Source organism: Pseudomonas salomonii, assembly GCF_900107155.1.
In the GTDB taxonomy this organism is placed as follows: Bacteria; Pseudomonadota; Gammaproteobacteria; order Pseudomonadales; family Pseudomonadaceae; genus Aquipseudomonas; species Aquipseudomonas salomonii.
Genome location: NZ_FNOX01000012.1, coordinates 1 through 13,373 on the forward strand (window position 1 = coordinate 1; position 13,373 = coordinate 13,373).

At 61.5% G+C, this 13,373-nt stretch carries 15 protein-coding genes and 1 pseudogene; 8 read left to right on the forward strand and 8 right to left on the reverse strand.

Going from position 1 to position 13,373, the window contains the following annotated elements; translation table 11 throughout:
- Positions 1-275: pseudogene (locus BLV67_RS24545) on the forward strand (IS110 family transposase); the annotation flags it as partial.
- Positions 276-408: 133 nt separating this feature from the next.
- On the opposite strand, the gene BLV67_RS24550 reads toward BLV67_RS24545, so the two are convergent.
- Positions 409-1,305, reverse strand: coding sequence for a LysR family transcriptional regulator (locus BLV67_RS24550; protein ID WP_069786542.1), 897 nt, complete (start codon positions 1,303-1,305; stop codon positions 409-411).
- Between the two features lie 111 nt (positions 1,306-1,416).
- Between BLV67_RS24550 and BLV67_RS24555 the strand changes: the two genes are divergently transcribed.
- Genes BLV67_RS24555 through BLV67_RS24565 form a run of 3 tightly spaced genes read left to right on the forward strand, consistent with a single transcriptional unit; the run spans position 1,417 to position 4,344 of the window.
- On the forward strand, positions 1,417-2,709 hold the full coding sequence (locus tag BLV67_RS24555) for a CitMHS family transporter (RefSeq protein WP_065911468.1): 1,293 nt from the start codon (positions 1,417-1,419) through the stop codon (positions 2,707-2,709).
- Position 2,710: 1 nt separating this feature from the next.
- The gene (locus tag BLV67_RS24560) at positions 2,711-4,033 is read left to right on the forward strand and encodes an acyclic terpene utilization AtuA family protein (protein ID WP_069786543.1); all 1,323 of its coding nucleotides are present in this window, start codon (positions 2,711-2,713) and stop codon (positions 4,031-4,033) included.
- Positions 4,030-4,344: an AtuA-related protein gene (locus tag BLV67_RS24565; protein WP_069786544.1), complete on the forward strand. Its 315-nt coding sequence runs from the start codon at positions 4,030-4,032 to the stop codon at positions 4,342-4,344. Before BLV67_RS24560 ends, BLV67_RS24565 begins: the two co-directional genes overlap by 4 nt.
- A gap of 59 nt (positions 4,345-4,403) precedes the next feature.
- Here the strand turns inward: BLV67_RS24565 and BLV67_RS24570 are convergent, their stop codons facing one another.
- From BLV67_RS24570 to BLV67_RS24590, 5 genes are all read right to left on the reverse strand, one after another.
- Entirely contained in the window at positions 4,404-4,775 is a 372-nt protein-coding gene (locus tag BLV67_RS24570; RefSeq protein WP_017137834.1) for a glutathione S-transferase N-terminal domain-containing protein, read from the reverse strand.
- Positions 4,776-4,876: 101 nt separating this feature from the next.
- Positions 4,877-5,422, reverse strand: coding sequence for a GTP cyclohydrolase I FolE (folE, locus tag BLV67_RS24575; RefSeq protein WP_003442011.1), 546 nt, complete (start codon positions 5,420-5,422; stop codon positions 4,877-4,879).
- A 78-nt stretch (positions 5,423-5,500) separates the two neighbouring features.
- Positions 5,501-6,058 carry a Smr/MutS family protein gene (locus BLV67_RS24580; RefSeq protein ID WP_017137833.1) on the reverse strand — a complete coding sequence of 186 codons (558 nt, stop codon included), beginning with the start codon at positions 6,056-6,058 and terminating at the stop codon, positions 5,501-5,503.
- A 75-nt stretch (positions 6,059-6,133) separates the two neighbouring features.
- Positions 6,134-6,454 carry a hypothetical protein gene (locus BLV67_RS24585; RefSeq protein WP_069786545.1) on the reverse strand — a complete coding sequence of 107 codons (321 nt, stop codon included), beginning with the start codon at positions 6,452-6,454 and terminating at the stop codon, positions 6,134-6,136.
- A gap of 136 nt (positions 6,455-6,590) precedes the next feature.
- A complete protein-coding gene (locus tag BLV67_RS24590; RefSeq protein ID WP_058420624.1) occupies positions 6,591-7,181 on the reverse strand; it encodes a cysteine hydrolase family protein in 591 nt (196 codons plus the stop codon).
- 240 nt (positions 7,182-7,421) lie between these two features.
- Between BLV67_RS24590 and prmB the strand changes: the two genes are divergently transcribed.
- Positions 7,422-8,330, forward strand: a complete 909-nt coding sequence (gene prmB, locus BLV67_RS24595) for a 50S ribosomal protein L3 N(5)-glutamine methyltransferase (protein ID WP_058420625.1) — start codon at positions 7,422-7,424, stop codon at positions 8,328-8,330.
- Between the two features lie 140 nt (positions 8,331-8,470).
- Here the strand turns inward: prmB and BLV67_RS24600 are convergent, their stop codons facing one another.
- Both BLV67_RS24600 and BLV67_RS24605 read right to left on the reverse strand, forming a co-directional pair.
- A complete protein-coding gene (locus BLV67_RS24600; RefSeq protein WP_069786546.1) occupies positions 8,471-9,277 on the reverse strand; it encodes a hypothetical protein in 807 nt (268 codons plus the stop codon).
- 99 nt (positions 9,278-9,376) lie between these two features.
- The gene (locus BLV67_RS24605) at positions 9,377-10,339 is read right to left on the reverse strand and encodes an alpha/beta hydrolase (protein WP_065911458.1); all 963 of its coding nucleotides are present in this window, start codon (positions 10,337-10,339) and stop codon (positions 9,377-9,379) included.
- A 143-nt stretch (positions 10,340-10,482) separates the two neighbouring features.
- On the opposite strand from BLV67_RS24605, the gene aroC reads away from it, so the two are divergent.
- The 3 genes from aroC to BLV67_RS24620 are packed head-to-tail and all read left to right on the forward strand — an operon-like array spanning position 10,483 to position 13,272.
- The gene (gene aroC, locus BLV67_RS24610) at positions 10,483-11,574 is read left to right on the forward strand and encodes a chorismate synthase (RefSeq protein WP_056861123.1); all 1,092 of its coding nucleotides are present in this window, start codon (positions 10,483-10,485) and stop codon (positions 11,572-11,574) included.
- Between the two features lie 10 nt (positions 11,575-11,584).
- On the forward strand, positions 11,585-12,745 hold the full coding sequence (locus tag BLV67_RS24615) for an MFS transporter (RefSeq protein ID WP_056861124.1): 1,161 nt from the start codon (positions 11,585-11,587) through the stop codon (positions 12,743-12,745).
- Positions 12,742-13,272, forward strand: coding sequence for an acireductone dioxygenase (locus BLV67_RS24620; RefSeq protein ID WP_065911456.1), 531 nt, complete (start codon positions 12,742-12,744; stop codon positions 13,270-13,272). Before BLV67_RS24615 ends, BLV67_RS24620 begins: the two co-directional genes overlap by 4 nt.
- The last annotated feature ends 101 nt before the right edge of the window (positions 13,273-13,373 follow it).

Here is a 13,373-nt window from a genome sequence, read left to right on the forward strand (position 1 = left end):
CTCAAGCGCTGAAGCAAGCCGCCTCTATTGCACGTAACGACAAAAGTTTTATCGGTGCCAGCCACCGAGCGCGCCTGACCCGGATGGACACCTGTTGCGCGATTAAGGCGACAGCGCATCAACTGGCACGACTGATCTACGCGATGCTGACCAAAGGTCAGCCTTATGTTGAGAAAGGAATAGAGGAATTTGAAGAGCGTAGCCGGGACCGGCAACTGCGCGCCTTGGAGCGCAAGGCGCGAAAGTTGGGGTTGCAGCTGGTTAAAGCGGCTTGATTTTTAAGAGCAAAAACAATGAGTTATTTTTTGTTTGATAAGAGCTGGCTTGCCTGCGATAGCATCAACTCGGGCTCATAGATAAACCGAGGTGTCTGCATCGCAGGCAAGCCAGCTCCCACAGTGTCCATTTTTAGCTCGATGTTTTGTCAGAGAGTTCATCATTTAATAATTCAAAGCAACGCTGCGCCGCCGGACTGAGGCCCATCCCGCTGCGACTGATCAAGCCGATCTCGCGGTTCACGCCGGGATGGTCAATATTGATGCGCTTCAGCCCCGCCAAGCTGTCCGCCGCCGACTCCGGCAGCACACTGATGCCCAACCCCTGGCGCACCAGCGCCAGCACCGTCGACATATAGTTGGCTTCCATGCCGGCATTCATTGTCAGCCGTGTCTGATCAAACAATGCGTCCACCTGCTCACGCACACTGCTGTCGCGGCCGGTGAGGATGATCGGCTGGTCCGCCAATTGCTCCAGGGTCAGCCGGCGATGGTGGGCGAGGGGATGGCCCAGTGGCACAAACGCACACAACCGATCATTGAGCACCGGCAAAAACTCCAGGCCGTGGCTCAGCCGGGCACGCACGCCGATGCCGAAATCCACCACGCCTTCACGTACCTGCGCATGAATTCGATGGGCCACCAGGTCATGCAATCGCACTTCGATGCCGGCAAAACGCTCGCGAAACAGGCGCAAAGCCGGTGGTAGCGCGCCGGCGCACACCGAGGGCAGCGCGGCGATGCTGACCACGCCACGGCGCAGGGCGGCGAGGTCACGGGAGCCGGTGACGATGTTGTCCAGGTCCAGCAGCAGTTTTTCCATCGGCCCGCGCGCGTCTTCGCCTGCGGCGGTGATGCTTACGTGGCGCGGGCTGCGATCGAGCAGCGCGACGCCAAGCCAGTCTTCGAGTTGTTGCACCTGTACCGTCAAGGCTGAGGGCGACAAGTGCAACTCATTGGCGGCCTTGGTGAAACTGCCGGTGCGGGCTACGGCGAGAAAGGCTTGTATGTGTTGGATGCTGTTCTTCATTTTGTTTTTCCGAACGTGGCAGGCCGAATATTCCAATTTACAAAGACTAACCCGCTTCCAATACTCCAGGGAAAACAATAACCGGCCACCAAGGCCGCTCTGGAGTAACCCATGCTCGCTACCCTGGGTGTCATTACCATCCTGTGCCTGCTCGCTGCCGTCATGAGCAAACGCCTGTCGCCGCTGGTGGCGCTGATCGCCTTGCCGATCATTGCCGCATTGCTCGGCGGTTTCGGCCTGCAAACCAGCGCCTTTATCATCACCGGAATCAAGAACGTCGCCCCGGTGGTGGGCATGTTCGTGTTCGCGATCCTGTTTTTCGGGATCATGACCGACGCCGGCATGCTCGATCCCATCATTGATCGCATCCTGCGCACCGTAGGCACGCGTCCTACGCGGATTGTGGTCGGCACCGCGACCCTCGCGCTGCTGGTGCACCTGGACGGCTCCGGGGCGGTGACGTTTCTGGTGACGGTGCCAGCGATGCTGCCGCTGTATACGCGGCTGGGCATCGACAAGCGCATCCTTGCGTGTGTCTGTGCCATGGCTGCCGGGGTCAATTTTCTGCCGTGGACCGGCCCGGTGCTGCGCTCGTCGGCGGCCCTGCATGTGCCGGTGGCCGACCTGTTTCAGCCGCTGATTCCGGTGCAGATCGTCGGCCTGGTCTTCGTGTTTGCCTGCGCCTGGTGGCTGGGCCGTCGTGAAGAAAAACGCCTGGGCCTGGGCGCCGGTTCCTCGGTGGAGGCGGTGCCGCAACGGGTGCTCAGCGACGATGACATCAAGCTGCGGCGCCCACGGCTGTTTTGGGTCAACCTGTTGCTGACCGTGCTGGTGATGGTGGTGATGATTGCCGGCTGGGTCGACCCGGTGGTGATGTTTATGCTCGGCACCGTGGTGGCGCTGTGCATCAACTACCCGAATGTGGACGCCCAACGCGCGCGCATCGATGCCCATGCCAAAACCGCCCTGACCATGGCCAGTATCCTGCTCGCCGCCGGGGTGTTCACCGGCATCATGCAAGGCACCGGCATGCTCAAGGCGATTGCCGAGGTGGCGGTGGCGCAGATTCCCGCCGGCCACGGCAAGTTGATCCCGGCAGTGGTGGGCTTTATTTCCATGCCGTTGAGCATGCTGTTCGACCCTGATTCCTACTATTTCGGCGTGATGCCGGTGATCGCCGAAGTCGGTAAAGCCCTGGGCGTCGACCCGCTGCAAGTGGCCCAGGCCTCATTGCTGGGTGTGCACACCACCGGTTTCCCGGTCAGCCCGCTGACGCCTGCGACCTTCCTGCTGGTGGGCCTGTGCAAGATCGAACTGGCCGATCACCAGCGCTTCACCATTCCGTTTCTGTTTGCCGCGTCAGTGTTGATGACCCTGACCGCATTGCTCCTGGGAGTGATTTGAAATGAAGACCTTGCGCATCGGCGCCGGCGCCGGCTATTCCGGTGACCGTATCGAGCCTGCCGTGGAACTGGCCGAACAGGGCGACCTGGATTACCTGGTGTTCGAATGCCTCGCCGAACGCACCATTGCCCTGGCGCAACAGGCGCGTATCAGCGATCCACAAGGGGGTTACGACCCGCTGCTGAGCGAGCGTATGCGCCGGGTGTTGCCGTTTGTTGGCGGGAACGGTGGCCGGCGCCTGCGGGTGATCACCAATATGGGCGCGGCCAACCCGGTAGCGGCGGCCGTTGAAGTGCGGCGCATTGCCAGCGAATTGGGCCAGGACCTCAAGGTCGTGGCGGTGGTGGGCGATGACGTGCTGGATGTTTTACAGCCCGAGCAACGCCTGGATAACGGCCAGACTGTCGGTTCTTTGGGCGCGCGGTTGATATCCGCGAACGCCTACCTGGGCGTCGACGGCATCCTTGACGCCTTGCGCGCCGATGCCGACGTGGTGATCACCGGGCGCGTGGCCGACCCGTCGCTGTTTTTGGCGCCGCAGATGTTTGAATTCGGCTGGGCTGCGGACGACTGGCAGCGGCTGGGGCGCGGGACGTTGGTCGGGCATTTGCTGGAATGCGCGGGGCAGGTCAGCGGTGGCTATTTTGCCGACCCCGGCTTCAAGGATGTGGATGACCTGGCACGCCTGGGTTTCCCGTTGGCCGAAATCGATGCCAATGGCGAGGCTGTGATCACCAAGGTCGCAGGCACAGGCGGGCGGGTCAGCCGTGCGACGTGCACCGAACAGATGATCTACGAAGTGCACGACCCGGCGGCTTACTTGACGCCGGACGTGACGGCAGACTTTTCCCACGTGAGCTTTGTGGAGGAGGGCGTGGATCGCGTCAGTGCCCAAGGCGCCGATGGCCGGGCGCGGCCTGAACAATTGAAGGTCAGCGTGGGTTACCTCGATGGATGGATCGGTGAAGGGCAGATGTCCTACGGCGGCCCGGGCGCTGTCGCACGGGCTGAGTTGGCGCGGGATATCGTACTCAAGCGCCTGGCACTCATGGGTGTGAAGATGCAAGACCTGCGCGCCGAGCTGATGGGCATGGACTCCTTGCACGGCCCCCGCAGTAACGTCGAACCCTGGGAGGTGCGCCTGCGCGTGGCCGCTCGGTGTGAGGAGCGCAGCGAAGCGGTGCGGGTTGGCAATGAAGTGGAAACCCTCTACACCAATGGCCCGTCGGGCGGCGGCGGGGCGAGTAAAAGCGTGCGCCAGGTGGTGGCGGTGGCCTCCTTGCTGCTGCCGCGTAGCGCGGTCAACCCGAGGATCGAAGCATGAAACTGCACACACTGGCCCATTCCCGTACCGGCGATAAGGGCGACACCTCGAACATCTCGATCATCGCCTACCGTACAGAGGACTATCCGCTGCTGTGCGAACAGCTCACGCCCGAGCGCGTCGCCGAATTTTTTGCCGGCTTGCGTGAGCCGGATGCGGCGCCGGTGCGGCGTTATGAATTGCCCCACGTGCAGGCGCTGAACTTCGTGCTGCCGGGGATCCTGCGTGGCGGCGTAACCCGCTCGCTGGCGCTGGACGCCCACGGCAAGTGCCTGGGCTCGGCTTTATTGGATTTGGTAATACTGACTTAATTACACCGCCAAACAAATGTGGGAGCTGGCCAGCTCCCACATTGGATTTCCTATAGTCGTCAGACCGCTGCAAACCGCTTATCGAGGTAATCAATGATCACCTTGGAGTCATACATCCAGGTGGTCTGGCCATTCTCTTCAATACGCAGGCACGGCACTTTGATCTTGCCGCCTTGCTCCAGCAGGGTCTGGCGATCCTGTTCGTTGTTTTTCGCATCCTTGAGCGCCACCGGCACATTCAGGCGGTGCAGGGTGCGGCGAGTCTTCACGCAAAACGGGCAGGCGTGGAACTGGTAGAGCGTCAGCTCCTTGGCCGCCGCATTCACCTGAGCCTGTTGCTCGGCAGAACGCTGCTTTTTGCGCGGGCGAGTCAGGAAGTCGCCTGCGATGATGATTTGGCCGAGACCCACTCGAAGTGCTTTGACGAACATGGCTGAAACCTCTTGCCCATGAAGAAGGGGCCGCAGCTTACCTGAATTTCGCAGGCGAAAAAAAACCGGCGATGAACGCCGGCTTTTCCTTACACAGCCTGTTACTTGATCAGGCTGAGGAATTCGCTGCGGGTGGCCGCGTTTTCGCGGAACTCACCCAGCATCACCGAGGTGATCATCGACGAATTCTGTTTCTCCACACCACGCATCATCATGCACATGTGCTTGGCTTCGATCACCACCGCCACGCCCAGGGCACCCGTCACCTGCATCACCGCGTCGGCGATCTGGCGGCTGAGGTTTTCCTGGATCTGCAGGCGGCGCGCATACATGTCGACAATCCGCGCGACCTTCGACAGGCCCAGCACTTTGCCGCTCGGGATATACGCCACATGCGCCTTGCCGATAAACGGCAGCAGGTGGTGCTCGCACAGCGAGTACAACTCGATGTCCTTGACCAACACCATTTCGCTGTTGTCCGAGCTGAACAAGGCACCGTTGGTGACTTCTTCCAGCGTCTGTTCATAGCCGCGGCAAAGGTACTGCATCGCCTTGGCGGCACGCTTTGGCGTGTCGAGCAGGCCCTCGCGGGAAACGTCCTCGCCGAGTTGGCCGAGGATCGCGGTGTAATTCTGTTCCAGGGACATGAAACTACCTGTGGGATTTTCGCAAAGCGCAAGGTTACGGTGGCGGACACATCGCTGCAAGCCTGACGATGGCACTTGTTACTCGTCGCGCCCTTCCATCATGGTGCGCTTGAGCATTACATACACCGCACCGGCGCCGCCGTGGCGGGCCTGGCAGGAGGTAAAGCCGAGTACTTGGGCGTGCTGGCGCAGCCAGGTGTTGACGTGGCTCTTGATCATCGGGCGCTTGCCGTCCAGGCGTACAGCCTTGCCGTGGGTGACGCGCACGCAGCGGATTTCGAATTTGGTTGCTTCGGCCAGGAAGGCCCAGAGGGTTTCGCGGGCTTTTTCCACGTTCATGCCGTGCAGGTCGAGGCTGCCTTCGAACGGAATCTGGCCGATCTTGAGCTTGCGCATCTGGCTTTCTTGCACGCCGTCGCGGGCCCACATCAGCTCATCTTCCGGGCCTACGTCGATCACGAACTGGTCCGACAGGCCGTCCACGGTGGTGGCGTCGGTGCGCACGGTCGCGGCCTGGCGCAGCTTGGCGATCTGCGCCCGGTCGGCCTTGGGTTTGCCGGTGTCGGCACGATCATGCTTGATCGGCTTGACGCCGCGCAGCTCGTTTTTGAACAGGGAAAAATCGTCGTCTTGCATGTCAGCCTCCGCGAAGGGCGGGCAGTTTACCTAAATCGCGGCGGCCAGGGCGCAGGAAACGCTATCCAAGCGCCATCAGTCGTGCTTTTTCATCAGGTGCGAAGCGATGTTCAGTGACAGCGGTTGACGCATTTTCCGACGGCTGCGACGCCACAACCACACGCCCAACCACAGCACCAGCAGCCCGATCACCAACAGGATAGCCGAGCCACCGGGGCTGGTATTCAACTCGCCAAGGGCCGGCGAATGACCAAACAGGCCGGCGCCACCAGCGCCGGCCAACAGCAAACCTACAATGGCCAGCAACGCGGCAAAGCCGGCTACCAGGCGCAGACGCCAATTGCTCGGGCCCTTGGGGCGCAAGCGACGAGCGTCAAAACCATCGGATATCTTCATTCCGACCTTTCCTCCAGGGTATCGGCCCTTCGACCGGAAGATACACAGGTTGTTCCGACAGCAGCGGTAAATGCGCCAAATGAGAGGGCTTTGCGGATGAGCGGGGCAATAAATGCGCCGCTCATCTCAAGGGCGATCAGATCAGATCTTTGGTCAACGCGAGAGTGGCAAAGTTGTCAGCCATGATGGCCATTTCGGTGTGCTGCACGTGTTCGGCGCTCAGGATCCCACCTTTGTAAGGCAGGTCACGGGTGGCGCAGGCGTCTTCCACCAGGGTGCAGCGAAAGCCCAGGTTCTTGGCGGCGCGCACGGTAGTGCTGACGCTGGAGTGGCTCATGAAACCGCAGACGATCAAGTCCAGGGAGCCGAGGTCTTGCAGGTGTTTCTCCAGGCCCGTGCCGTGGAACGCGCTCGGCAGCAGTTTGCCGATGATGGTTTCATCGCCTTGGGGTTCCAGGCCAGGAATGAATTCACCGCGCTCGCCTTGCGGGTCGAACAGGCCACCGACGGTGCCAAGGTGACGCACATGCACGATCGGTCGCCCGGCGTTGCGTGCCGCCGCGACCAACTGCTTGATATTGTCGACCGCCGCGTCCATGCCGGACAGGGCGAGTGGGCCGCTGAGGTATTCCTTCTGGGCGTCGATGATCACGAGGGTCGCATGGTTCAGGTTGGCTGCTGCGTAACCGCGACCGCTGAGTTGAAACATCGTCTTTGGAACGGACATTCTGGGGGCTCCTGTGAGTGGGGCTTTTGTCACATTGTCCACTGGCTGAGCGGTTCTGTGAATCGCTACCATCGTAAGGTACGCCGTTGTTGACGTGCAGCCATGTCAAGAGGTGGGCTTGTTTAGCACAATGATGGCAATTTGAATGAAATCCGACGGATGGTGAAGGGGTTTCGTACATCGTCGGTACAGGCGAAGGCTGTTAGAATCGTCAGTCGTTTTTTCCAGGAGCTTGCCCCCGTGATTACCTCTCGCCTGCGCACGTTGCGCGACCACATCCGTTGGGCTGTCAGCCGTTTCCATGGGGAAGACCTGTTTTTCGGGCATGGCACCGACAACGCCTGGGACGAAGCCCGGCAATTGGTGCTCGGCGCCTTGCACCTGCCGTGGGAAATTGCCGACAGCTACCTGGACTGCAACCTGGAAGAAGAGGAAGTCGCCCACGTGCAGCGCTTGCTGCACAAGCGTATCCACGAGCGTGTTCCTACTGCCTACCTGTTGAAGGAAGCCTGGTTCTGCGGCATGTCGTTTATCGTTGACGAGCGCGTGTTGATCCCGCGTTCACCGATCGGCGAGTTGATCGAAAACCGCTTCGAGCCGTGGCTGGCCCAACCGCCGGCGCGCATTCTCGACCTGTGCACCGGCTCCGGTTGCATCGGCATCGCCTGTGCCTACGAGTTCCAGGACGCTGAAGTGGTGCTGGGCGACTTGTCCTTCGAAGCGTTGGAAGTGGCCAACCAGAACATTGAGCGTCATGGTGTTGATGAGCGCGTCTACACCGTGCAGGGTGACGGCTTCGATGGCCTGCCGGGCCAGCGTTTTGACTTGATCGTGTCTAACCCGCCGTATGTGGACGCCGAAGACTTCGCCGACATGCCGGACGAATACCAGCACGAGCCGGAACTGGGCCTGGCCTGCGGCGACGATGGTTTGAACCTGGTACGGCGCATGCTGGCCGAGGCCGCCGACCACCTGACAGAGAAGGGCTTGCTGATTGTTGAAGTCGGCAACAGCCAGGTGCACGTCGAAGCGCTGTACCCGGAAGTCGACTTTGCCTGGCTGGACTTCCAGCGCGGCGGGCACGGTGTGTTCATGCTGACGGCTGAGCAGTGCCGGGCGCATCAGGCGGTGTTTGCGGCGCGGGTTTAAGCCGATCCAACTGTGCGGGCAGGGTCTAAATGTGGGAGCGGGCTTGCTCGCGAAGGCGGTGTATCAGTGGCAGATTTTTTGCCTGACACTGCGCTTTCGCGAGCAAGCCCGCTCCCACATTTTTGTTGCATTCCTATCGGCTAGCGGTGTGTGGCTATCCAGATCAACAACCCCGCCTGAAACACCGTAAACGCCACCAGGCACGTAATGGTAAAGCGCAACCCACTGTCCTCGCGCTTGAACTTGGTGACCTTTTCCTCTTCCTTGCGCAGCTTCACTTCCTGCTCGGCCAGGTTGTGCTCGGCCTGCTGCAGCATCTGCGCCGCCTCGAGGATTTCTACGTACTGCACCTTCTCGGTGTTCCAGCTGTCCAGCACTTCGCTGACTTTGCCGGGTTGCACGTTGCCTTTGAGGTGCTGCACATCGGCGTAGGCCACATCAAACCCCTGGATGCGCAGGAAATGATCGCGGCGCAGGCGCGTGGCTTCGTTGAGTGCATCCTTGTTGGCGAGGTTCACGCCGTCAACGCGGTAATGTGACCACTTCTTTTTTGCCCACGCGGCGCCCTGTGCGACCAGAAAGCGTCCCAGGCCCCGGTTGGCCGGTTCGATTTCCAGGCTGTTGCCCGGGCCGAAGTGCACACGGTGCGTTTCGTGGTCGACCCAGATATCCAGGTGGTTCTGCTCGCGGCGCACACGCTGGCCCGGCAGCTGGATCACCATGCGCAACAGGCTGTGCTTCTTGTCATGGCGCTCGGTATAGCCGAACTGCACAAACCGTAGCGGCCGCGCGCCGGTGGCGCGATCGGTGGCCAGGGGCGCAAGGCGCAGCATCTTGAAGTGTTCGGCCTGGACGTCCGCCCACGGCAGTGCTGCGGCCTCGACAGCCTCGGTTTTTTCAGCCGGGTTGTCGGCAGTAGAGTCGGGTGTTGCTTCGGTGGTAGTCATGCGGCGCGATCCTGTCCAAGCCCTGCGAGTCGACAGTCTTTTTACTGTCGACTCTGGGCTTATCGGCCGTTTTATTCAGGACTGGAGGCAAATAGTCGCTTAACGGGGTTGAAGTCCGTCGATAAAGCGCACGATACGTTGGCCCAGTTCGGCGGCGAGGGGCAGTTTCGGGTCGTTGTACGACTCCAGCTGTTCCTTCACACCCTTGGGCACGATGCGCATCACGTGGTTCATGCCTTGAATCACGCTCAGCTGTGCGTCCGGCTTGGCCGCTTGCAACTGCTGGGCATCCGCCACACCCACCTGGATATCGTTGGTGCCCTGGAGGATCAACGCCGGCATCGTCAGTTTGGCGAAAGCGGCCGATGGGTCGGCGCGAAACAGGCTGATCAGGTAAGGCTGCACGCTGGGGCGGAAGATCCCTTCGAGCGGGCGCGGCACGTCGGCGTCCACCCGGCCGGCCTTGAGGTGGTCGAGGATTTCATTACTGCGCAGCAACAGGGCCGGCGGCAGGTGGTTAGCCAGTTGCTGGCGGATCACCTGGTCCACTGGCCGGGCACTGCCGGACAGCGAAATAACCCCGGCCGGGTCGAGTTGCGGCGCGGCCAGGGCGGCCACCAGCGCACCTTCGCTATGGCCCAGCACGATCAACTGGCCCATGCGGCTGTCGGCCTTGAGCAGCTTGCCCCAGGCCACGGCATCGGCCACATAGGCATCCAGGCTGAGGTTGCGTTCGTCGGGTGTGGCGGCCAGGCTCGCGGCCACGCCGCGTTTGTCGTAGCGCACACTGGCGATGTTGTTGCGCGCCAGCACCCAGGCCAGGCGCTTGAGGCTGTCGTTACGCGCGCCATCGGCGCTGTTGCCGTTGCGATCGGTAGGGCCGGAGCCGGCGATGATCAGCACCACGGGCACGGGTTTGTCGGATTTGGGCAGCAGCAGCGAACCAAACAACTCGCCGCTGCCGGTGTCCAGGCTGATCGGCCGTTGCAGCACAACAGGGGAGGCGGCGAAGCCAAGGCTGGAAAACAGGGTAAGGGTCAAAAGCAAAACTCGCAGCATCATCGCGCCATCATCAGGAAGGTGCCGGTTGGACCAACGTCTACCGGTAAGGTTTCGAGGATGAACTAGTCGGTTAGCCTGCGTATACTGGCCGCCTTAAGTTATTACGGTTGAGTTGATTCAACTGATTTCACGGAGCGCCCTGCATGTCCGGCAATACCTTCGGCAAGCTGTTCACTGTCACCACCGCGGGCGAAAGCCATGGCCCGGCGTTGGTCGCCATTGTCGACGGCTGCCCGCCAGGCCTCGAGTTGTCTCTGGAAGACCTGCAGCGTGACCTCGACCGCCGCAAGCCCGGCACCAGCCGCCACACCACCCAGCGCCAGGAACCCGACGAAGTCGAGATCCTTTCCGGCGTGTTTGAAGGCCGCACCACCGGCTGCGCCATCGGCCTGTTGATTCGCAACACTGACCAGAAGTCCAAGGACTATTCGGCGATCAAGGACCTGTTCCGCCCGGCCCACGCCGACTACACCTACCACCACAAATACGGTGAGCGCGACTACCGTGGTGGTGGCCGCAGCTCGGCGCGCGAAACCGCCATGCGCGTGGCCGCCGGTGCCATCGCCAAGAAATACCTGGCCACCCAGGGCATCGTGATCCGCGGCTACATGAGCCAGTTGGGCCCGATTGAAATCCCGTTCAAGACCTGGGACAGCGTCGACGATAACGCCTTTTTCAGCCCAGACCCGGACAAGGTGCCGGAACTGGAAGCCTATATGGACCAGTTGCGCCGTGATCAGGACTCGGTGGGTGCCAGGATCACCGTGGTCGCCGAAGGCGTCAAACCCGGCCTGGGCGAGCCGATCTTCGACCGCCTCGACGCCGAGCTGGCCCACGCGCTGATGAGCATCAATGCGGTCAAGGGCGTGGAAATCGGCGCCGGTTTTGCCTGCGTCGCCCAGCGCGGCACCGAGCATCGCGATGAGATGACCCCGCAAGGTTTCCTCAGCAACAACGCGGGCGGCATCCTCGGCGGTATTTCCTCCGGCCAGCCGATTGTTGCGCACCTGGCGCTCAAGGCCACGTCGAGCATCACCACGCCGGGCCGTTCGATCGATGTGCACGGCAACCCGGTGGACGTAATCACCAAGGGCCGCCACGACCCGTGCGTGGGCATCCGCGCCACACCGATTGCCGAGGCAATGATGGCCATCGTGTTGATGGACCACCTGCTGCGCCACCGTGGGCAAAATGCCGATGTGCAGGTGAGTACGCCGGTGTTGGGCCAGCTGTGACGGGCTGACCGTGACAGCCCTCCCATACTGGCGCCTCTCCAGCTTCTACCTCTTCTACTTCGCCCTGCTCGGGGCGACGGCGCCGTTCCTGGCGCTGTACTTCGACCACCTGGGGTTCTCCAGCGCGCGTATCGGCGAGCTGGTGGCCATCCCCATGCTGATGCGCTGCGTGGCGCCCAACCTGTGGGGCTGGCTCGGCGACTACACTGGCCGGCGCCTGGCCATCGTGCGCTTTGGCGCGGTGTGCACCCTGGCGAGTTTCTCGCTGATCTTCTTCAGCAAAACCTACGCCTGGCTGGCCCTGGTGATGGCGTTGCATGCGTTCTTCTGGCACGCGGTGTTGCCGCAGTTTGAAGTGATCACGCTTGCGCACCTGCAAAAGCAGACCGCACGTTACAGCCAGATCCGCCTGTGGGGCTCCATCGGTTTTATCCTCACCGTGGTGATCATGGGCCGCCTGTTCGACGGGCTGAGCCTGGACATTTACCCGGTGGTGGTCGTGGTGATCATGGCCGGTATTATTGGTGCCAGCCTGTGGGTGCCGAACGCGCAGCCCGCCGTGCAGGGCAACCGCCTGGCCGGGGACGGTTTTCTCAAGCAATTGCGCAGCCCCGGCGTACTGGCGTTTTATGCGTGCGTGGCCTTGATGCAAATGAGCCATGGCCCGTATTACACCTTCCTGACCCTGCACCTCGAACATTTGGGTTATAGCCGTGGCGTGATCGGCATGCTGTGGGCGCTGGGCGTGGTCGCGGAGGTGCTGATGTTCCTGGCCATGAGCCGCATCCTCACGCGTTTTTCGGTGCGACGGGTGCTGCTGGCCAGTTTTGTGTTGGCGGCTATCCGCTGGTTGCTGCTGGGGTCATTCGCGGAAATCTTCTGGGTATTGCTGCTGGCGCAAGTGCTGCACGCCGCCACGTTCGCCAGCTTTCATGCGGCCGCCATCGCCTTTGTGCAACGCAGCTTCGGCGCCAGACAACAAGGCCAGGGCCAGGCGCTGTATGCCGCGCTGGCCGGCACCGGGGGCGCGTTGGGTGCTCTTTACGCCGGCTACAGCTGGAACCTGTTGGGCCCGACTCTGACCTTCAGCATCGCCAGCGTCGCCGCCCTGGCCGCCGCCATTATCATTGGCCTTCGATTGCAAGAACCGACTACAGGAACCGAGCAATGAGTTATGTCGCTGTTTACGCTGCTGCCACACCGGAGACCCCGAACAAGGTCCTGACCCATTTCGACGATATCGTCTCGACGCTGGCTGACCACGGTGTGCGCTTTGCGCGCTGGCAGCCGGCGCCGATAGAGAAGGGCGCCAGCGACGCAGACATCATCGCCGCGTACCAACCGCAGATCGATGCCCTTGGCTACGCCGCTGTGCAAGTGCTCAGGGCGGCGGGTGACCCTCTAGAGAATGCTGCACTGCGCGCACAGTTCCTCGATGAGCGCCGCTACAGCGAAGACGAAGTGCGTTTCTTCGTCGCAGGCCAGGGCCTGTTTAACGTGCACGTGGGCGACTATGTGTATGCCGTGCGCTGTGAGAAAAATGACCTGCTGGTGATTCCGGCCGGCATGCCGCATTGGTTCGACATGGGCGAGAACCCGCACTTTGTCACCTTGCGTTTGTTCAACACAGCTAAAGGCTGTGAGCCTCAACTTACCGGCGATGCTATTGCCGATGGTTTCCCGGGCTTGGACGACTAAGCACAGATATCTAAATGTTCAACCCAGGCAAGTTGGAATTTGTTGTGGGAATAAGCCTGATTATCTGTAGGGCGTAGCTGTTTCTGCTGCGCCCTGTGCTT